The 19,412-nt window shown below is 72.5% G+C and carries 16 protein-coding genes and 1 pseudogene; 8 read left to right on the top strand and 9 right to left on the bottom strand.

All coding sequences use genetic code 11. From position 1 onward, the window contains the following. Positions 1-43 precede the first annotated feature (43 nt). The 4 genes from aspA (at position 44) to OHU34_RS37860 (ending at position 5,469) form a co-directional block, all read left to right on the top strand. A complete protein-coding gene (aspA, locus tag OHU34_RS37845) occupies positions 44-1,456 on the top strand; it encodes an aspartate ammonia-lyase (protein WP_142268876.1) in 1,413 nt (470 codons plus the stop codon). A 95-nt stretch (positions 1,457-1,551) separates the two neighbouring features. Beyond that, positions 1,552-2,481 carry a glutaminase gene (locus OHU34_RS37850; RefSeq protein WP_142268875.1) on the top strand — a complete coding sequence of 310 codons (930 nt, stop codon included), beginning with the start codon at positions 1,552-1,554 and terminating at the stop codon, positions 2,479-2,481. A gap of 142 nt (positions 2,482-2,623) precedes the next feature. Beyond that, complete coding sequence (gene mptB / locus OHU34_RS37855) at positions 2,624-4,030, top strand: polyprenol phosphomannose-dependent alpha 1,6 mannosyltransferase MptB (protein ID WP_405770641.1); 1,407 nt, start codon at positions 2,624-2,626, stop codon at positions 4,028-4,030. Between the two features lie 20 nt (positions 4,031-4,050). Further along, a complete protein-coding gene (locus OHU34_RS37860; protein ID WP_142268873.1) occupies positions 4,051-5,469 on the top strand; it encodes a glycosyltransferase 87 family protein in 1,419 nt (472 codons plus the stop codon). A gap of 83 nt (positions 5,470-5,552) precedes the next feature. On the opposite strand, the pseudogene OHU34_RS37865 reads toward OHU34_RS37860, so the two are convergent. Beyond that, positions 5,553-6,407 (bottom strand): annotated as a pseudogene (locus tag OHU34_RS37865) (D-alanyl-D-alanine carboxypeptidase family protein); the annotation flags it as partial. An 88-nt stretch (positions 6,408-6,495) separates the two neighbouring features. Beyond that, the gene (gene rho / locus OHU34_RS37870; protein WP_142268872.1) at positions 6,496-7,638 is read right to left on the bottom strand and encodes a transcription termination factor Rho; all 1,143 of its coding nucleotides are present in this window, start codon (positions 7,636-7,638) and stop codon (positions 6,496-6,498) included. A gap of 500 nt (positions 7,639-8,138) precedes the next feature. On the opposite strand from rho, the gene OHU34_RS37875 reads away from it, so the two are divergent. From OHU34_RS37875 to OHU34_RS37890, 4 genes are all read left to right on the top strand, one after another. Continuing rightward, positions 8,139-8,909 (top strand): SDR family NAD(P)-dependent oxidoreductase, encoded by a 771-nt coding sequence (locus OHU34_RS37875; protein WP_200840019.1) that lies wholly within the window; start codon positions 8,139-8,141, stop codon positions 8,907-8,909. A gap of 6 nt (positions 8,910-8,915) precedes the next feature. Next, positions 8,916-9,329, top strand: coding sequence for a VOC family protein (locus tag OHU34_RS37880; protein ID WP_142268871.1), 414 nt, complete (start codon positions 8,916-8,918; stop codon positions 9,327-9,329). 11 nt (positions 9,330-9,340) lie between these two features. Beyond that, positions 9,341-10,876 (top strand): MFS transporter, encoded by a 1,536-nt coding sequence (locus OHU34_RS37885; protein WP_405770647.1) that lies wholly within the window; start codon positions 9,341-9,343, stop codon positions 10,874-10,876. A gap of 175 nt (positions 10,877-11,051) precedes the next feature. Next, a complete protein-coding gene (locus tag OHU34_RS37890) occupies positions 11,052-11,948 on the top strand; it encodes a hypothetical protein (protein ID WP_200840018.1) in 897 nt (298 codons plus the stop codon). Between the two features lie 55 nt (positions 11,949-12,003). Here the strand turns inward: OHU34_RS37890 and OHU34_RS37895 are convergent, their stop codons facing one another. From OHU34_RS37895 to OHU34_RS37925, 7 genes are all read right to left on the bottom strand, one after another. Further along, positions 12,004-12,786 carry an SDR family NAD(P)-dependent oxidoreductase gene (locus tag OHU34_RS37895; RefSeq protein ID WP_142268869.1) on the bottom strand — a complete coding sequence of 261 codons (783 nt, stop codon included), beginning with the start codon at positions 12,784-12,786 and terminating at the stop codon, positions 12,004-12,006. Positions 12,787-12,824: 38 nt separating this feature from the next. After that, positions 12,825-13,799 (bottom strand): LysR family transcriptional regulator, encoded by a 975-nt coding sequence (locus OHU34_RS37900; RefSeq protein WP_142268868.1) that lies wholly within the window; start codon positions 13,797-13,799, stop codon positions 12,825-12,827. A gap of 158 nt (positions 13,800-13,957) precedes the next feature. Further along, positions 13,958-14,914, bottom strand: a complete 957-nt coding sequence (locus OHU34_RS37905) for a fumarylacetoacetate hydrolase family protein (RefSeq protein WP_405770652.1) — start codon at positions 14,912-14,914, stop codon at positions 13,958-13,960. Positions 14,915-14,917: 3 nt separating this feature from the next. After that, positions 14,918-16,288 (bottom strand): FAD-binding oxidoreductase, encoded by a 1,371-nt coding sequence (locus tag OHU34_RS37910; protein WP_405770655.1) that lies wholly within the window; start codon positions 16,286-16,288, stop codon positions 14,918-14,920. Between the two features lie 8 nt (positions 16,289-16,296). Further along, positions 16,297-17,265, bottom strand: a complete 969-nt coding sequence (locus OHU34_RS37915; RefSeq protein WP_142268865.1) for a cyclase family protein — start codon at positions 17,263-17,265, stop codon at positions 16,297-16,299. Continuing rightward, complete coding sequence (locus tag OHU34_RS37920) at positions 17,262-18,287, bottom strand: amidohydrolase family protein (protein WP_405770659.1); 1,026 nt, start codon at positions 18,285-18,287, stop codon at positions 17,262-17,264. The genes OHU34_RS37915 and OHU34_RS37920 overlap by 4 nt, the downstream gene beginning before the upstream one ends. After that, positions 18,284-19,408: an FAD-dependent monooxygenase gene (locus tag OHU34_RS37925; RefSeq protein ID WP_405770662.1), complete on the bottom strand. Its 1,125-nt coding sequence runs from the start codon at positions 19,406-19,408 to the stop codon at positions 18,284-18,286. Before OHU34_RS37925 ends, OHU34_RS37920 begins: the two co-directional genes overlap by 4 nt. Positions 19,409-19,412 lie beyond the last annotated feature (4 nt).

Raw genomic sequence — 19,412 nt, forward strand, 5'->3', positions numbered from 1 at the left:
CCGCTCCACTCGACCCTCACCCTCGGAAAGAGGCCGCACCCTCATGACCGCCGCCGTCACCCGCAGCGAACACGACCTGCTCGGAGACCGGGACGTCCCGGCCGACGCGTACTGGGGCGTCCACACCCTGCGCGCCACGGAGAACTTCCCCATCACCGGGACGCCGATCTCCGCCTACCCGCACCTCATCGACGCCCTGGCCGCCGTCAAGGAGGCCGCCGCCCTCGCCAACGAGGAGCTCGGCCTGCTCGCGCCGGACAAGGCGGCCGCCATCGTCGCCGCCTGCCGTGAGATCCGCGCGGGGAAGCTGCACGAGCAGTTCGTCGTCGACGTCGTCCAGGGCGGCGCGGGCACCTCGACCAACATGAACGCCAACGAGGTCGTCGCCAACCGCGCGCTGGAACTGCTCGGCCGTGCGAAGGGCGAGTACCGGTACCTGCACCCCAACGAGGACGTCAACCTCGGCCAGTCGACGAACGACGTCTACCCCACCGCGGTCAAGGTCGCGACCGTCTTCGCCGTGCGCGGCCTGCTCAAGGCCATGGCGGTCCTCCAGGACGCCTTCGCCCGCAAGGCCGTCGAGTTCCGCGACGTGCTCAAGATGGGCCGTACACAGTTGCAGGACGCGGTGCCGATGACGCTCGGTCAGGAGTTCTCGGCCTACGCCGTCATGATCGACGAGGACCGCAACCGTCTCGACGAGGCCGTCCAGTTGATCCATGAGATCAACCTGGGTGCCACGGCCATCGGGACCGGCCTCAACGCTCCCGCCGGATACGCGGAGTCGGCCCGCCGTCACCTCGCCGAGATCACCGGGCTGCCGCTGGTCACCGCGGCCAACCTGGTCGAAGCCACCCAGGACTGCGGTGCGTTCGTCCAGATGTCCGGCGTGCTCAAGCGCGTCGCGGTCAAGCTCTCCAAGAGCTGCAACGATCTGCGGCTGCTGTCCTCCGGTCCGCGGGCCGGCCTCGGCGAGATCAACCTGCCGCCCGTGCAGGCCGGTTCGTCCATCATGCCGGGCAAGGTCAACCCGGTGATCCCCGAGGTCGTCAACCAGGTCGCCTTCGAGGTGATCGGCAACGACGTCACCATCACCATGGCCGCCGAGGCCGGACAGCTCCAGCTCAACGCCTTCGAGCCGATCATCCTGCACTCCCTGTCGGAGTCCATCACCCACCTGCGCGCCGCCTGCCTCACCCTCGCCGAGCGCTGCGTGGACGGCATCACCGCCAACACCGAGGTGCTGCGCGCGAGCGTCGAGAACTCCATCGGCCTGGTCACCGCCCTCAACCCGCACATCGGGTACACGGCGGCCACCGACATCGCCAAGGAGGCCCTCGTCACGGGTCGCGGGGTCGCCGAACTCGTCCTGGAGAAGGGCCTGCTGCCCGCCGAGCGGCTCGCCGCCCTGCTGCGCCCCGAGGTCCTGGCGGGCAGCGGAGCCCCCCTCGTCTGACCCCCTCGTCGGACAGCCGTCTTCCGGCAGCCCTCGTTCGACACCCGTCACCCGCGACGACGCGCCGGGACCGGCACGGAGGCACAATAGTGATCATGACAACGACGCCGTCCCGTGGCTTCCAGCCGGTCCTGGACCGCATCGCCGAGGAGATGGAACGCACCCCCGGCCGGGGCCGTCCCGCCGACTACATCCCGGCGCTCGCGGCCTGTGACCCGCGCCGCTTCGGCATGGCCGTCGCGGAGCCGGACGGCACGGTGTACGGCGTGGGGGACTGGCAGGAGCCGTTCTCCACGCAGTCCCTCACCAAGGTCTTCACCCTCGCCCTGGACCTGGCCCGCGAGGGCGACGAGCTCTGGGAGCACGTGGGCCGCGAGCCCTCGGGCAACCCCTTCAACTCCCTGATCCAGCTGGAATACGAGAACGGCATCCCACGCAATCCCTTCATCAACGCGGGCGCGCTGGTCGTCACCGATCGGCTCCAGACCCGTACGGGGGACGCGGCGGGCGAACTCCTCGGCTTCCTGCGTGCGGAGAGCGGCAATCCCACGCTCGGCTTCGACGAGGAGGTGGCCGCCTCCGAGGCCGCGCACGGCGACCGCAACGCCGCCCTCGCCCACTTCATGGCGTCCTACGGCAACATCGACAACCCGGTACCGGTCCTCCTCGACCAGTACTTCCGGCAGTGCTCCCTCACCGCCTCCTGCGCCGACCTGGCCCTGGCCACCGGCTTCCTCGCCCGGCACGGCGTCCGCGCCGACGGCACCCGGCTCCTCACCGGCAGCCAGGCCAAGCAGGTCAACGCGGTGATGCTGACCTGCGGCACCTACGACGCGGCCGGCGAATTCGCCTACCGGGTCGGCCTGCCCGGCAAGAGCGGCGTGGGCGGCGGCATCATCGCCGTCGTACCGGGCCGCTGCACGCTGTGCGTGTGGAGCCCGGGCCTGGACGAACGAGGCAACTCGGTGGCGGGCGTGGCCGCCCTGGACCGGTTCACGACCCTGACCGGGGTGTCGGTGTTCTGAGATCGCGGTTCGGACAGCGGGACGGTCCTGGCCCGCGGCGCTCGTCGCCACCGCGCCCGGCGCACACGTCGGTCACGCGCAGGCCGCCGCCAGGAAGGCGTGATGTCGCTCCGCGGTCACCCGGGGCGGACACCATGACAGCGTGCTGACCAAGGCCTTTCCCATCGATCTACGGCGTTGCCAGGCTCTGGGCCTGGCCGGGACCGCCTGTCTCGCGCTCGGCGGCGAGACGGCCGGCGCGCTGCCCGCCCGGGAGCTCCTGGCCCCGTCCTCGGTGCACGCCGTGCTCGGCCTGGTCGGTGTGTACTTCGGGCTGGTGCTGCTGACCGCGGCCTGGATCCTGCTGGGCACGCTGGTGCGCGGCGCGGATCCGCCGACCCCTCGCGCCCTCGTCCTGGTCCTCGTCGTCTGGGCGGCGCCGCTGCTGATCGCGCCGCCGCTGTTCAGCCGGGACGTGTACAGCTATCTCGCGCAGGGCGCCATGGTGGACGCGCACCTCGACGTGTACGCGCACGGTCCGGCCCGGCTCGGCGGTCCGCTCGCCGAGGAGGTCGCCCCGCTGTGGCGGAACACCGGAGCCCCGTACGGCCCGGTCTTCCTCGCCGTCGCCGCCGCGCTGTCCGGACTGACCCGGGGCGCCCTGTCCGCCGGGCTTCTCGGCATGCGGTGCGTGGCGCTGGCGGGGGTGGCGCTGATGACGGCCGCCCTGCCCCGGCTCGCCCGGCACAGCGGAGCGGACCCGGCCGCCGCGCTCTGGCTCGGCGCGCTGAATCCGCTGGTCCTGCTGCATCTGGTGGCCGGCGCCCACAACGACGCGATCATGCTGGGCCTGCTCGGTGTCGGGCTGGTGGCCGCGCTCGGCGGGCGTCCGGTGCTCGGGGCCGTCCTGGTCACCCTGGCGGCCCTGGTCAAGGCGCCCGCCGCGCTGGGTCTCGTCGCGACAGTGGTCCTGTCGCTGCGGGCGGGCCGGCGCCCGGTCCTGACCCTGCTGGGCACGGGGGCCGCGGTCACCGCCACCACGGTCGTGGCGACCGCCGTCGCGGGCACCGGCTACGGCTGGATAGCCGCCCTGGACACACCCGTCTCCGCGCACAACTGGGCGCTCACCAGCCTGCTGGGCCGGGCCACCCGTGCTCTCCTGGAGGGCCTGGGCAGCGACCTCGCGTCCTGGGCGGTGCCCGTCTGGCACGCCCTGGGCCTCGCGGTCACCGCCGTCGCCCTCGTCGTCATCTGGTGGCGGCTGCGCCGGCGCCCGGTGTACGCGCTCGGCCTGAGTCTCGCCACGGTGGCCGCGTTCGGCCCGGCGATCCGCCCCTGGTACGCGCTGTGGGGTCTGTTCCTCATCGCCGCCGCGGCCCCGGACACCCTGATACGCCACCGGACGGCGGCCGTGGCGGGCGTCCTCGCCCTCGCGGTCCTGCCCGACGGGGGCCCCGCCGACACGGGTCGCCTGGTCCTGGCCGTGTGCGGCGGCGCGCTCGCCGTGGTCGTCCTGTGGCAGGCCCACCTCGCGGCACAGGCGCCGACCGCCTTGGGGCGTACGGCGTGAGACCTCGTGAGATCCGTCGGGTGAGGCCGCCCCGCACCGACCGCGGCCGCCTTCTGCTGCTCCTCGCGCTCGCCGTCGTCGTCTCCGTCTTCACCGCGACGGTGCCGCTGCTGCGCGACTGGTTCGACCTGCGCGTCTACTACGGCACGGTCAACAGCTGGATCCACGACGGCGGCCGGGTCTACGACTACCGGGTACCGGGCACGCCGTACGGCTTCACCTACCCCCCGTTCGCGGCCGTCGTCATGCTGCCGATGGCGCTGGTCGGACTGCGCACCGCGATCGTGACCGCCCTGCTGCTCAACCTGGCGGCGCTGGCGTTCGCGGTGCGGGTGTGCGTCGGACCCCGGTGGCGGCGGTACGGCTGGTACGGAGCCGGCCTCGCCGCCTGCGTGCTCGCGCTCTTCGAACCCCTGCGCGACACCCTGAGCTTCGGCCAGGTGAACCTGCTGCTGCTGGCCCTGGTGCTCGCCGACGCCGGGCTGCTCGCCTCGGGGCGGACCCGCTGGGCGGGGGTCGGCATCGGCCTGGCGGCGGCCGTCAAGCTCACGCCCGCGCTCTTCATCGGGCTGCTGCTGGTCGCCCGCCGGTGGCGGGAGGCCGCGGTGGCCACGGCCGTGGCGGCGGCCGCCACCGCGTTCGCGGCCCTGGTCGCTCCGGACGCCTCGCGCTTCTACTGGACGCGGGCCCTGTGGGACACGACCCGGGTGGGCCGGCTCGATTACGTCTCCAACCAGTCGCTCCAGGGCGTCCTGGCGCGGCTGGGCGTGGAGAGCCGGGCGGTCTGGGCGGTGCTGGTGCCGGCCGCCCTGGGCTGGTGGGCGTGGCGGGCCCGGCGGGCGGTCGCCGCGCGGGACTGGCTGGCGGCCTTCGCCCTGACCGGCCTCACCGCCTGTCTGGTCAGCCCCGTGACGTGGGTGCACCACCTGGTGTGGCTGCTGCCGTCCTTCGCGGTGCTGATCCGCGCGGGGCGCCCACGCGTCGCGGGCGCCCTGTACGCGGTGCTGTGCACCAGCGTGGTGTGGCTGTGGTTCGACGACGCGTCCGGCGTCGACGGCTTCCTCGGCAGCAACGTCTACACCTGGATCACGCTCGGCCTGCTGGTGTGGCTGCCGGTCGGTCATCCTCCCGAAGGGCGTCGGCCGGCGAGCCGCAGCACGAGCGCCACGGCTGCCCCGCCCAGCGCGGCGGCGCCCGCGACCAGCGCGGCCTCCGGCCAGCCGGGCGGGTCGGCGGCGGCCACGGCTACGGCGACCCCGGCTCCGGCCGGGGGAGAGGCGGCGGCGGAGGCCGAGGTGGGCACCCGTTCGGCCTCCGGACCCGGCCCGGGTACCGGCCGCGGCCGGAGGGGGGCCCGCAGCGCGTCCAGCGAGCCCACCGGATCGACCCGCCCGGCGGCCGCGAATCCCCAGTCCAGCAACGCGCGCGCCTCTTCGTAGACCTCGAACCCGCCGCCCGCCTGAGGGTTCATCACCGTCACGACGAGGGTGCGTCCGCCCTGGCGGGCGGCGGCGACCAGGGTGTTGCCGGCGTTGCTGGTGTAGCCGTTCTTGATCCCGATCAGCCCCGGGTACGGCTCGACACCGTCCGCCCCGGTCAGCAGCCGGTTGGTGTTGGCGATCTCGTACGACCAGTCGTCGTCGCCGGGGAAGCTCGCCTCCGCGGTGCCGCAGTACCGCGCGAAGTCCGCGTTGCGCAACCCCGCCCGTCCGAACACCGCCAGGTCGTACGCGGAGGACACCTGGCCCGGGGTGTCGTATCCGTCGGGCGACAGCACATGGGTGTCCAGGGCGCCCAGGGAGCGCGCCTTGGCCTGCATGCGGGTGGCCGTGGCGTGCCAGCCGCCGCTGAGGGCCGCCAGTACGTGCACGGCGTCGTTGCCGGAGTTGAGGAACACTCCGCGCCACAGGTCGGCGACCCGGTACGTGTGTCCCTCGGCGACTCCGACGAGGCTGCTGCCCGGCCCGACGCCGCTGAGCTCCTCCTCGCTCACCCGGTGCCGGATCTCGCCGGGCAGGACCGGCAGCACCGTGAGGGCGAACAGGGTCTTGAGGGTGCTGGCCGGGGGCAGTTTGCGGTGCGCGTTCGACGCGGCGAGCACCTCACCCGTCTGCGCGTCGGAGACCAGCCAGGACAGTGCCGAGACGTCGGGGACCTCGGGGGCGCCACGGTGGGGTCTGACCTGCGTCCCGGAGCGGTAGAGCACGGACGGCAGGGGCGCCGCCACCTGGGGGCCGGCCGGCCCACCGGGTCCCCCCGGCGGTCCGGGGTCCGTCCCGGCCGGGTCGGCGGCCGCGGCGGGGCCGAGGGCGAGGACGCCCGCCACACAGAACGCGCACGCCGTCGCAACGGCCCGGGGAGAGAATCCGATCGTCATACGATCAACGTAGGAATGAACCCGGCATTCCTCGCGCTGCCCGTGCCGGAAACGGGGGTGCGTGCACCCGGATGCCGCACGCCGAGCCCTATGCGGCGGGCAGGGTCGGGTGGATGCGGCGCAGAAAGGCGGTGTTGTCCGGCGTCTCGCGCATCCGCTCCAGGAGCGTCTCCAGGTTCGCCTGGCCGTCCCGGGTCTGCAGGGCCCGGCGCAGACCGCGTACGCCGGTCAACTCGCCGGGGGAGTAGAGGAGTTCCTCGCGCCGGGTGCCGGAGCCGTTGATGTCGACGGCCGGGAAGACCCGGCGGGAGGCCGGTTCGCGGTCGAGGCGGAGCTCCATGTTGCCGGTGCTCTTCAGTTCCTCGAAGTAGAAGTCGTCGGCGCGGGAGCCCGTTTCGACCAGGGCGGTGGCGAGGACGGTGAGCGAGCCGCCCTCCTCGGCCGCCCGCGCGGCGCCGAAGAACCGCTTGGGGCCGATCAGCGCGGTCGCGTCCACACCGCCGCTGAGGGTGCGGCCCCCGGCGGCGGCCGCGTTGTTGTGGGCCCGGCACAGCCGGGTGAGCGAGTCGAGGAGGATCACGACGTCCTCGCCCGCCTCGACGAGCCGCTTGGCCCGCTCGATGACGAGTTCGGCCAGCGCGATGTGCTGCTTGGGCGCCCGGTCGAACGTCGAGGCGTACACCTCGCCGCGCACGGAGCGCCGCATGTCGGTGACCTCCTCGGGCCGCTCGTCGAGCAGGACGACCATCAGCCGCGCCCCGGGGTGGTTGCCGGCGACGGCGGCGGCGATCTGCTGGAGCAGTACGGTCTTGCCCGTCTTCGGCGGGGCGACGATCAGTCCGCGCTGGCCCTTGCCGATCGGCGCGACGAGATCCGTGACCCGTCCGGCGAGGCCGGCCGCCGGATGTTCCAGGCGGAGCCGCTCGTGCGGGTGGACGGGGGTGAGGTCGCGGAAGTGCCGACGGGCGCGCTGCTCCTCGGGCGTACGGCCGTTGACACGGGCGACCTCGGTGAGGGCGCGCTGAGTACCGCGCACCCCTTCGACGAGGTCGCCCCTGCGCAGGTTGTGACGGCGGATCAGCGCGGCCGGGACCTGGAGGTCGGCGGCTGTGGGCAGGCAGTCCGCGGGGCGCAGGTGCCCCTTCCCGCCGGCGTCGATGTCGAGGACACCGGCGACGGCCCGGGCCGGGGGCTGCTGCTGTACCGGGGGGTGTTCGAGAGTGGTGGTCATGGTGGTCGGTCCTTTCGAGGACGGCAGGCATGAGACATGCGGGGAGGGGGGAGCAGCCGCGAAGGGAGGGCGCACGGCGCGCCTCGGGCGGCGGGAACAGCACCTCGGCCACGGCAGAATCGAACCGTCGGTGAGGTGGTGCGGGAAAGCCGCTGTACCGGTCGGAAACGACGGGTGATGCGGCGAACTGAAGGGAACTGGCACCGGCGCCCACAAGGGGGGCGTACACAAGTGCTACCGGCACTGTAGCACGCCGGTCGGTCCCGATGGCGTCAACGCGCCCATGGCGACGGTTGTTCCCCACGGCTCGGCCACCCAGCCGAAGGGCGACGCGGAGATGCTGTGCGGCCCTGCGACGACCATGGCGTGCGTCGCCCCCGCATACCAGCCATACGAACCCCCGATGCCCCCGGGCCGACGCATTTCTTGTTCCGGCGAAAGGCTCTCCCTACGCTGCCACCACCGCACTTCGGCGGCATGAACAAGGGACTTGGACAATCATGGGTCGACTGGCGGGGAAAATCGCCTTCATCAGCGGCACGGGAGCCGGAATAGGACGTGCGGCGGCGCTGCTGTTCGCGGCGGAAGGGGCGAGTGTATTCGGCTGCGACATCGACGCCGACGGCGCCGCGGAAACCGTGGGACTCGTGGAGAAGGCCGGGGGAGTCATGCGCTCCCACGCCCCCGTGGACCTGTCCACGGAGGCGGGTGCGAAGGAGTGGATCGACGCCGGGATCTCGGCCTGGGGCGGAATCGACATTCTCTACAACAACGCCTCCGCGCTGCGGAACGGACCGTTCGACAGCCAGCCGGTCGAGGACTGGTACTTCACCCTCCGCAACGAACTCGACATCCCCTACCTGTGCACCCGCGCCGCCTGGCCGCACCTGGTCGCCCGTGGCGGCGGGGCCGTCCTCAACGTCGCCTCGGTGGCCGCCGTACGCGGCGCCCCGTTCCTGCCGATGGTGCCGCACGGTGCCGCCAAGGGCGGTGTGCTGGCCATGAGCAAGCACCTGTGCGCGGCCGGGGCCCCGCACCGCATCCGGGTCAACACCATCGCCCCCGGAATGACCCGCACCTCGGCCACCGCGCCCTTCCTCGACGACCCCGAGGGGCCGAAGGCCCACCTGGAGGCGCGGATCCCCGTCGGCCGGATCGCCGAACCGGAGGACATCGCCCGCGTCGCGGCCTTCCTCTGCAGCGACGAGGCCGCCTTCGTCAACGGCGCCAACCTCATGGTGGACGGCGGCGACAGCGCGATGGCGGGCTGACCCGGGATGCGCGCCCGGCTCGACCACGTCGGCGTCAACGTCCGCGACCTCGCCGCCCAGACCGCCTGGTACCAGGACGCGTTCGGGCTCAAGAGCGTCTTCGAGTTCCGCCTCGACGGCACCGGCCTGACCGGGGTCGTCCTGGAACATCCGCACGGCTGGCGCCTCGAACTCCTCGCCCGCCCCGGATCCGCCCCGGGCCTGAGGGCCCCCGATCCGGTGACCGCCGTCCTCACCGAGGGATACGGCCACTTCGCGGTCACCACCCCCGAACTCGACCCCGTCTACGACGCCCTCGTCGTGTGCGGAGCGGGCGAGGTCAGAAAACCCGGGCCGTCGCCCGAACCCGGCGTCCGTATGGCCTGGGTCAGTGACCCCGAGGGAAATCTCATCGAACTCATAGAGAAGAACGCAGAGTGAGGGAAAGCGCGATGACGGATTCGACGTCCTTGACGTCCGCTGTGAAAAGACTGGACCGTGGAACGCTCATAGCATGCTGTCTCGCGGTCGCCGCGGCACAGTTGTGCATCACGGTTCCCTCGCCCATCAACGGAGAAATCCAGGCGGCATTCGGCGCCTCGGGTTCCCAGGTCGCCTGGGTCACCTCGGCGTTCATTCTCCCCACCGCCATTCTCGAGCTGAATTTCGGTGTGGTGGGCGACCTCTTCGGCCGCAAACGCCTGCTGGTGCTCGGCGGACTGGTTCTCGCGCTCGGTGAACTCCTCAACGCCACCGCGCAGAACATCGGCATGCTCTGGATCGGCCAGGCCCTGGCGGGCGTCGGCGCCGCCGCGCTCTTCCCCAGCTCCCTCGCCGTGATCGCGGCCGCCACCCCCGGTGAGAAGGACCGGGCCAGGGCCGTGTCCACCTGGGCGCTCAGCATCTCCCTCGCCTCGGCCGCGGGCCCGTTGTCCTCCGGTGTGCTCGCCACGGTCGCCGACTTCCGCTGGGCGTTCGTGCCCCCGGTCGTCCTCGGTCTGGCCGTCGCCGTCACCAGCCGGGTCCTCGTCACCGACTCGAAGGCGCCCGAGGGCCGCGCCCTCGACTGGCCCGGCCAGATCACCGTCGCCGTCGGCCTCACCGCCCTGCTCTGGGGCATCATCGAGGGCGGCGAACGCGGCTGGAGCAGCCCGGCCATCGTCGGCTCGCTGACCCTCGCCGCGGTGTCGCTCGTCGCCTTCGTCGTCGCGGAGAAGCGCGCCGAGTCGCCGATGTTCAATCTCGACCTGCTGAGGATCCCGTCGTTCGCGGCCGCCGCCGTGGTCGCCCTGGCCGGCATGTTCGGCTTCATCGGCACCGCCTACTGCGTCTCCATCCGCCTCGGGGCCGTCATGCACCTCAGCGCGCTGCGGGCCGGCATGCCGTTCGTGATCCTCCAGCTCGTCCCGCTGCTCCTGGCGCCCGTGCTGAGCCGGATGCTCACCCGGGTCGAACCCCGCTGGCTGCTCATGGGCGGCCTGCTGCCGATGGCCGCCGGGCAGTTCTGGATCGCGGCCCTGCCCATCACGACCACCTCGCTCGCCGCCTTCATCGGCCCGGTGCTGCTGCTCGGCATCGGCTTCATCTGCGTGGTCTCCTCGCTGACCTCCGCCGCCGTGAACGCCGTACCGCTCCACATGACCGGCATGGCCAGCGGCGCGACCAGCCTGGTGCGCGAGTTCGGCCAGGGCCTCGGCCCCGCCGTCATCAGCACGGTCGCGATGAGCGCGGCGTCCGCCGCGCTGGTGGGCAAGCTGAGCGGAGCCGACGCCGGGATGGAGGCGGCCGCGGGGCCCCTCGCGGTCGTCAACGCCGGCAGCGACAGCGCTCGCGCGGCGGCCCAGGCCGCCCTCGGGCACGGAATGGCCGTCGGCGTGGTGATCTGCGGCTGCGCGTCACTGCTGGGCGCGCTGGTCACGCTGTTCCTGGTGCGGAAGAGCACCGCGCAGGCGACGGTCGGCGCCCGGGTGCGGACGGCGACCGTCTAGGCACCGGCCCCCCCGCCGGACAAGCGGTACGGAGGGGGAGCCGGACCGACGGCGGACACAGGAGAGGCCGGGCCGGAGTCCCGGCCTCTTCCGGGTTCTCCCACAGATGTCCTCAGAGGGTAACGATCCGTAACGGTAGCGGACTTGACCGCCATTTCTGCATTATCTTCACGTCATGTCCACGCCGCCTCAGCCCCCGCAGCAGCCGGAGCAGCCGTCCGACGCGCCGGCCCAGCCGAGCGCGTACCCCTATCCGCATCCGCAGTCGCCGGCCCCCGGCGGGCCGTTGGGTTTCCCGCCGGCGGCGCCCGCGACCCAGGTCGGCCAGCCGAGCGTCTACGCCCAGCCGACCCTGGTCGGGCAGCCCGCGCCGCCGCAGCCGGTCAACCCCTACCTCCAGCAGGGTCCGTACCCCGTGGTCGGCCCGCCGCCCGGAGGCGGCGGTGGCGGTGGCGCGGGGAAAGCCGTCCTGTGGGGCGCCGTCGGAGCGGTGCTGGCGTCCGCGGCCTGGGCGGCCGGCGTCTTCCTGATCGGCGCCGAAGACGACCCCGACCTGAGCGGTTACTCGGCGCCGTCGAACCTGTGCAACTCCACGGACTACTCGTCCTTCAAGGAGGAGTACCCGGACAACGACACCTCCCCGACGCACAACACCCTCAAGGACGACGCCCTCGACGAGGGCCTGTGCAGCATCAGCCTGAAGAAGTCCACGTCCAGCTACGCGGACGCCTACCTGTACTCCCAGCTGGACCTGCACAAGAAGACCGACCCCGGGCCGGAGTTCACCGCGGCCTGGAAGAACTACGCCGACAGCCACACGGGTTACGACGTGGAAGCCATCACGGGCATTGGCGACGAGGCCTACCTCGTCAGCAACGACACCACGTCCGGGTCGTCGAGCGGATCCCTCTACGCCACGCTCGCCGTGCGGGACGGCTGGGTGACGTACACGATGAGTTACAGCGCCTACTACTCCTCGTACGACGACGACACGGACCCGCCGACGCTCGAAGAGGTCACCGGCTACCTGAAGACGGACACGAGGACGACCCTGGAGGACCTCGGGAGTTGAGGTCCGGCCACGGCAGGGGTCACCCGGCACGGCGGCCGGCCCGCGGGCACACGCCTCAGCGGCCGGCCTCCGGCGCGTCGAGCGCGTTCGTGATCGCCATCACCCCGCCGTGTGCCGCGTAGCCGCCGTCGACGGTGATCTCCGCGCCGTTGACGTACGACGCCTCGTCCGACAGCAGATAGACGACGAGCGGTGCCACCTCCTCGACGCAGCCGGGGCGCCCCTGGGGCGTCATCGCCAGGTGCGCCCCCACGAACACCGGGTTCGCGGAAGCCATCAGCGGGGTCTCGATGTACCCGGGATGCACCAGGTTGGTGCGGATCCCCCGGGGCGCCAACTCCAGCGCCGCCACCTTCGACAGTCCGCGCAACGCCCACTTGCTGGCCGTGTAGGCGACCGCGTGATGAGCCGTCAGGGCGGCCACCGAGCCGACGTTGACGATGGACGAGCCGGCCGGCATCAGCGGGGCGAGCGTCTGGATGCCGAGCAGCGCTCCGGTCGTGTTCACCGCGAACGCCCGCTCCCAGTCGGCCAGTCTCACCTGGCCGAGGCGCGCCCGCATCGCGATGCCCGCGTTGTTGACGAGGCCGTGCACGACGTCCAGCTCGTCGGCGAGGCCCGCCCAGTCGTCCGGCGAGGACACGTCCAGGTGCCGGTGGCGCACGTCGAGGCCCTCGGCGCGCAGGGCCGCGGCCAGCTTCTCGCCGGACTCGTCCAGGACGTCGGTGGCGACCACCGTCGCGCCCTCCCGGGCGGCGGCCGCCACCTCCGCGGCGCCCTGGCCCTGCGCGGCTCCGGTGACGACGACGGTGCGGCCCGCCAGACGCGTACGGCTCACGGCTCCTCCTGGGGGTACGGGAATCCTTCCCGTCCACGCTAGGGAGCCGCGGTCAGCTCCGGAAACGCGTGTTCACCATGGCTGGCATCCGCTCCGGCGATCACCGGTTCGTCCAGCGACGCGCCCACCCGGCGCACCGTCTCCCGCAGCCAGCGGTGTGCCGGGTCGGAGTGCCGGTTGTGGTGCCAGTACATGGCCTCCACCAGCGGTACGTCGGGGAACGGCGTCGGTACCACGGCGCAGCGGGCGAAGCCCTCGTAGCGCCGCGCCAGCCGCTCCGGCACGAGGGCCACCAGCTCCGTGCCGGCCACCAGGAACGGCAGGACGCTGAAGCCCGGCGTGCTGACCTGCACCCGCGGGACGATGCCGAGGGTCTCCAGCTGGCGGTCGGTGGGCGTGAGGCTCTTGCCGATCGCCGACGCGGCGTGCGGCATCTGGGCCAGGTCGGTCAGCGAGAGCCGTCCGTCGACCAGACGCGGATGGTCCGGGTCGACGATGCACACGAACCGGTCGTGCATCACGGCCTCGCTGACCCCGGGCAGCTGGTAGCCGAGCGGCACCACCATCAGGTCGTGACAGCGCAGGTGGGTCTCCGTCTCCAGCTGACCGTCGACGATCGGGTGCACGTCGATCCGCACGCCCGGCGCCTCCTGGGCGATGACCCGGAGCAGCGGCTCCACGAACACCGTCATCACATAGTCGGACATCACCACGGAGAACCGCTGCCGGCTGCGCGACGGGTCGAAGTGCCGGGTGAGCGACAGCGCCTCCTCGGCCTTGTGCAGGGAGGCCTGGACGACGGGCAGCAGCCGCTCCGCGAGCGGCGTCAGCTCGTACTCGCGGCCCACCCGGATCAGCAGCTCGTCGTTGAAGTGACGGCGCAGCCGGGCCAGCGAGCCGCTCATGGCGGACTGACTGGTGGAGAGCCGTACCCCGGCATGGGTGACGTTCTTCTCCTCCAGGAGGGCTTCCAGCGCCACCAGAAGATTGAGGTCGATCGCTCCGAGACCCATGTTGTCCCCTTCCGGCCGCGCCGCGTCCTTGAAGCTCGGTGGAACCGGAGCGTAACGACCCCGTCCACGGCGAGGAAGACTCCGGGAGGCAACTCACAGGGATCCGATAACAGCCATCGGATCCCCGGATACCCGCAGGTCAACGAAGAGCGGGCCGGCTACGGCCGCGGCGTGCGCCCCCGCTTGCGCGCCCGGGGGAGATAGACGTCCCTGCGCCCCGGGACGATCCGGTTGCGCAGGGTGCCCAGCCGCTCCACGCTCAGCTCCACCTCGTCGCCGGGCCGCAGCGGCGGTGGGGTGCGCTCCCCGACACGACCCCAGAACTCGGCCAGCGCGCCCCATCCGCAGGTGCCCGAGCCGAGGACGTCGCCGGGCCGCACCCAGGCGTCCCGGGAGGCGTAGGCGACCATCTCCTCGAAGGTCCAGGAGACGTTCGCCAGGGTGTCCCGGCCGATCAGCCGCCCGTTGAGGGTGGCCGTCATCTCCAGGTCCAGGAAGCCGTCCGGGTCGCGCCGGTCCTCCACCTCGTCGGCGGTGACCAGACAGGGGCCCAGCGTGTTGGCGAAGTCCTTGCCCTTGGAGAAGCCGAGCCCCAGGTTCTTCTCCGGTTTCTGCAGGTCCCGGGCCGACCAGTCGTTGAAGACCAGGTAGCCGACGATGTGTGCGCGTGCCCCCTCGGGCGTGAGATCGCGTCCGGCCCGGCCGACGACGGCCGCGACCTCCAGCTCGAAGTCCAGCACCGAGCACCCCGCCGGTACCGGCACGTCGTCGTGGGCGCCGTAGGCCGCGTGGGGGTTGGTGAAGTAGAAGTTGGGCGCCCGGTACCACTCCTCGGGCACGTGCTCCAGGCCGTCGAGCGACTTCGACACCCCCTCGATGTGCGCCTCGAACCCGACGAAGTCCCGGATGGACGGCGGCTTCAGCGGCGGCAGCAGCCGCACCTGGTCCACCGCCAGCTCACCGGGCCGGCCGAGCGCCTCCCGCCCCGCCGCGTGCAGTACGTCCTGTTCCACCAGGGTCAGGACGGTGACACCCTCGGGCAGCGGATGGACGACGCCGTCCCGCACCACGCCTGCGCGCTCGGCGCCCTCGTACTCGTATGTCGCGAACCGCATCGCTCACTGCTCCCAGTGGTTGGTGTTGGTGACGGCCCCGGAATCGAGGTAGCCCGCGAACAGACCCTTGGGGTCGCGCACGGCCCGGATCTCGTTCAGCCGCCGCCACTGCGCGTCCCCCATGAACCGCAACTGCCGCACGGTGAAGTCGGAGTCGCCGAGGTACTGGCCGGCGGTCACCGGCCGCATCGCCGCCGTCGCCGCGTCCAGCCAGGCCCGCAGCTCCGCGTCCCGCCCCGGGTCGTCGTACACGACGTAGGTGGCGCAGTAGATCTCCGACTGCAACGAGAAGGCCATGTCGGGGAGCGGGCGCAGCGGGGCCATCGAGAACCAGATGGTGAAGGTCCCCGGGGTCGGGTGCCCGGTGAACGCCTCGCGGATCGCCGGAACCACCTCCCGCGCCGGGCCGGTCAGCCAGGCGTTGTCGACGAGGTAGCGGTGGCCCTCGGGGTTGGCCGCGCGCTGGCCCGCGAGCTGCTCGGCCAGGGTGGTCGGCCGCGCCTCCACCCGGAACAGGGCCCGGTCGGCGTACGGGTTCGCGTGCAGCGGGGCCAGCGCCTCGGCGGCCTGCGCCGGCGTGTCCGTCATCGACACGCCCGTGACCAGCAGCACCGCGGTGTCGGAACCCGGCGGGGTCTGGGTCAGCGCGACGATCTCGACCAGGTCGGACACCGTGTGGTGCATGCCGTGCAGCCAGGTCATGACCTCGTCGAAGAGCTCCAGGGGGTAACCGTGGACCGTGTGGGCGAGGTGCCGCGGCAGGGGCCGGGTGCGCAGATGGAAGCGGGTGACGACCCCGAAGAAGCCGGGGCCCGCCCCACGGGCCGCCCAGAACAGGTCGCTGTGGTGCTCCTCGTCCGCGCGCACCGGCTCGCCCTCGGCGGTGACCACGTCGATCGCGACGATGTTCTCCGCCGCCCAGCCCCAGCCGCGCGCGTTCCAGCCCTGACCGCCCTGGAGCAGAAAGCCGCCGATGCCGACGGAGGGACAGTGGCCCCCGTTGAAGAAGCGTCCGAACTCACCGAGATACGGGTTGAGTTCGTCGCCGCCCTTGACGCTGGGCGTGGCCGTCACGATCCCGGTTGCGGGGTCGTAGGCCATCTCCCGGAACTCTCCGAGGTCGATCAGCAGCGCGTCCTCGCGCACCGACCAGGCGGGCCAGCTGTGCCCGCCCGAGCGGACGGCGACCTGCCAGCCGCGCTCCAGGGCGAGCCGCACGCCCTCGACGACGTCCTGCTCGCAGACGGCCTCCAGGACGGCCGCCGGCGTACGGTCCACGGGACGCCGGGCGTTGAAGACCCGCCCGAAGCAGGCCTCCTCGAAGCCCTCGTCGCCGGGGAGGTGGAGAGTGCCGGAGAAGCGGTTCGCGTTCACGTGCCTGCTCATTTCACCGCGATCGGGTTGACCGGCGCGCCCACCGCGCCGGTGACCGGCAGCGGAGCGGCGACCAGCAGGAACTCGTGGACACCGTCGGCCGCGCAGTCCTCCGCGAGGGCCTCCAGGTCCCACATCTCGCCGAGCGGCAGGCCCATGTTGGGGATGGCGATCTGGTGCAGCGGGGACATCGCCGGCTCGGCGAACTCGTACGGCCGTACCTCCAGACCCCAGGTGTCCGTGGCGATCGCCGCGATCTCCGTGCGGTGCAGCCAGCCCAGGGTGGTGAAGGACAGACCGGGCGCGTCCCCGGCCGCGTATCCGCCCCAGCCGCCGAGCCGCCGTACCCGGCCGAGCTGACCGGTGCGCACCAGCACGAGGTCACCGCGACGCACCGTCGAGGTGGCGCCCTGCGCCTCGATCGTGGCGCGCAGATGCTCCTCCAGGATGGCGAAGCCGTCGGGCAGTTCGCCGTGTTCGTCGCCGACCGCGCGGCCGACGTCCAGCAGGACCCCGCGTCCCGTGAAGACGTCCGCCATGTGCTCGATGCCGGTGACCGAGTCGCCGTCGCCGTTCACGATGGTGCACGAACGGCCGTTCCAGGCCTGCTTGTTGTCGAAGATATGACCCAGCCCGTCCCACTGGGTGGAGGCCTGGAGGGGCATCACCACATGATCGTCCGCCCCGCCGAAGCCGTGCGGGAATCCCTGGGTGCCCGCGGCCGCGTCGGACCCGGTGTCCTTCATGTAGTGCACCGGGTTGATCCGGCCGCGGAACCCGCGCTGCGGCCCCGCCTCGTTGAACTCCAGGGCGAGGGAGAAGGAACGTCCGCGGCGGACCAGGCCCGCCGCGTGGGCGCGTATCGCGTCGTCGAGGAAGTTGAGCGTGCCGAGCACGTCGTCCTCGCCCCAGCGGCCCCAGTTGCGGTACGCGGAACGGGCCTTGGCGAGCTCCTCCTCGATGGGACCGAGGGTCATCGCGGATGTCCTTTCAGCAGCAGGTCGAGTGCGGTGCCGCCGGCGACGGCGGCCCGGTCGGCCGGGGAGAGGCCGGCGGCGTCCAGGCGGGCCAGCGGATCGCCGACACCCATGTCGAAGGGGTGGTCGGTGCCGAGCACCACCCGGTCGGCGCCCACCTCCGCCACCAGATGGCGCAGGGCGCGCGGGGTGTAGACGAGCGCGTCGAACCACATCCGCCGCAGATACGCGCTGGGTGGCTCGGCACAGCCGCGGGCGTCCGCCCGCACCCGCCAGGCGTGGTCGGAACGCCCGATGTACGTCGGCAGATAGCCACCGCCGTGGGCGGCCACCAGCCTCAGGCCCGGGAAGCGGTCCAGGACGCCGGTGAAGATCAGGTGCGAGAGGGCGACCGCCGTCTCCACCGGCTGTCCGACGGTGTTGCCCAGATAGTGCGTGGCCAGCCGTTCGCCCAGCGAGCAGCCCCAGGGGTGCACGAACACGACGGCCCCGGTCCCCTCGGCCGCCCGCCACACCGGGTCGTGCGCCGGGTCGGCCAGCTCGCGGCCGTGCACGGTCGTGGAGACGCTGATCCCGTGCAGGCCGAGTTCGCCGACCGCCTCCGCGAGGAGCGTCACGGCCAGGTCCGGATGCTGGAGCGGCACCGTGCCGAGCCCGTGGAGCCGCGCGGGCGCCGCCGCGCAGTGCGCGGCGACGGCCTCGTTGACGGTACGGGCCAGCCGTGCGGCCGTCGCCGGGTCGGCCCAGTAGTGGTGCATCGGCATCGGGCCGACCACCTGCGCGTCGACCCCCATCGCGTCCAGATCGGCGAGTCGCGCGGACACGTCCGTCAGTCTCGGCCGCAGCCGCTCCAGCTGGGCCCGGTTGACGGCCAGGGAGGCCGGGGAGTGGGCCCGCTGTTCGGCGGCCAGCTCGGCGGCGAGACCGGGGGTGCCCGCGACGATCGCCTCGGCGGCCGGGACGGCGAGATGGCCGTGGAAATCGACGACGGGGGCGCCCGGCCGGCCGACGGGCGCGCTCACGCGGCCGCCGTCAGCGAGTCGAGGGTCTCCGACATGATCCGGGCCGGGTCCGCGCCGGGGGTGTCGGGGTGGATCTCCCACTCGGCCAGTCGCAGCGAGTTCTCCAGCACCATCCGCACCCGGGGCAGCCGCCGGGCCATGAAGCGGTCCAGGGCCTTCTCCAACGGCCCGTCCCCGGTGACCAGTTCGGCCAGCAGCACCGCGTCCTCCATGCACATGGCCGCGCCCTGGGCGATGAGCGGCGGACAGGCGTGCGCGGCGTCGCCGACGACCATCGTCCGGCCGCGGTACCAGGGCTCGTCCACGAGCACCGCCTCGATCCAGCGGTAGTCGACCGCCGTGTCGTCCGGCAGCGAAGCGATGATCTTCGCCCAGGTGCCGCCGTACCCGGTACCGCGCTCCCGCATCAGCGCCAGCGGGGCCCGCGGACCCACGAGGGACGCGTCCAGGTTCTCGTCCAGGAGGTAGGTGTAGCAGCGGTCGGCGGAGATCGGGCTGTAGCCGGCCTTGAAGCGCGGGCCGCCGTAGTACACCTCGTGGCAGACCATCTCCGCGGGCCGCTCGGCGACCACCCGGAAGATCGACATGCCGACCGGAGCGGGCCTGGCCGTGATCCCGATCAGCTCGCGCATCCGGGAGTTGATCCCGTCGGCCCCCACCATCAGGTCGTAGCGGCCGGTGGTGCCGTCGGTGAAGGTCACGTCCACGTGGTCGGCGGACTGCTCCAGACGGTCGACGGTGAGGCCCAGCCGCACGGTGACGCCGTGCGCGTGCACGGCGTCACACAGTGCGTCCTGCAGGTCCGACCGCAGCGCACCCGCGGTCGGGGGCAGGTCCGGCCCCCCGGTGCGCGGAGTGGGCAGCTCCGCTATCAGTGCGCCGTCGGCGCGCAGCAGCCGCAGCACGTCGAACGGCACGGCCCGTTCCAGGACCCGGTCCAGTACGCCCACGGAGCGCAGCGCCTTGAGCGCGTTGCCCTGAAGGGTGATGCCGTGGCCCACGCCGAACCACCGGGGGGAGATCTCGACGAGGTCGACGTCGACGCCGCGCTGGGCGAGAGCGACGGACAGCACGCTTCCGGTGATGCCGCCGCCGACGACGAGCACCTTCTGTACGGGCATGGGC

This window comes from Streptomyces sp. NBC_00080 (assembly GCF_045041255.1).
Taxonomy (GTDB): domain Bacteria; phylum Actinomycetota; class Actinomycetes; order Streptomycetales; family Streptomycetaceae; genus Streptomyces; species Streptomyces coriariae.

Excerpts from the sequence above, each read along its gene's own strand:
- aspA (WP_142268876.1), top strand. The coding sequence starts at position 44 with ATGACCGCCGCCGTCACCCGCAGCGAACACGACCTGCTCGGAGACCGG.
- OHU34_RS37850 (WP_142268875.1), top strand. The coding sequence starts at position 1,552 with ATGACAACGACGCCGTCCCGTGGCTTCCAGCCGGTCCTGGACCGCATC.
- rho (WP_142268872.1), bottom strand. The coding sequence starts at position 7,638 with ATGACCACCACTCTCGAACACCCCCCGGTACAGCAGCAGCCCCCGGCC.
- OHU34_RS37875 (WP_200840019.1), top strand. The coding sequence starts at position 8,139 with ATGGGTCGACTGGCGGGGAAAATCGCCTTCATCAGCGGCACGGGAGCC.
- OHU34_RS37880 (WP_142268871.1), top strand. The coding sequence starts at position 8,916 with ATGCGCGCCCGGCTCGACCACGTCGGCGTCAACGTCCGCGACCTCGCC.
- OHU34_RS37885 (WP_405770647.1), top strand. The coding sequence starts at position 9,341 with ATGACGGATTCGACGTCCTTGACGTCCGCTGTGAAAAGACTGGACCGT.
- OHU34_RS37890 (WP_200840018.1), top strand. The coding sequence starts at position 11,052 with ATGTCCACGCCGCCTCAGCCCCCGCAGCAGCCGGAGCAGCCGTCCGAC.
- OHU34_RS37900 (WP_142268868.1), bottom strand. The coding sequence starts at position 13,799 with ATGGGTCTCGGAGCGATCGACCTCAATCTTCTGGTGGCGCTGGAAGCC.
- OHU34_RS37905 (WP_405770652.1), bottom strand. The coding sequence starts at position 14,914 with ATGCGGTTCGCGACATACGAGTACGAGGGCGCCGAGCGCGCAGGCGTG.
- OHU34_RS37915 (WP_142268865.1), bottom strand. The coding sequence starts at position 17,265 with ATGACCCTCGGTCCCATCGAGGAGGAGCTCGCCAAGGCCCGTTCCGCG.
- OHU34_RS37925 (WP_405770662.1), bottom strand. The coding sequence starts at position 19,408 with ATGCCCGTACAGAAGGTGCTCGTCGTCGGCGGCGGCATCACCGGAAGC.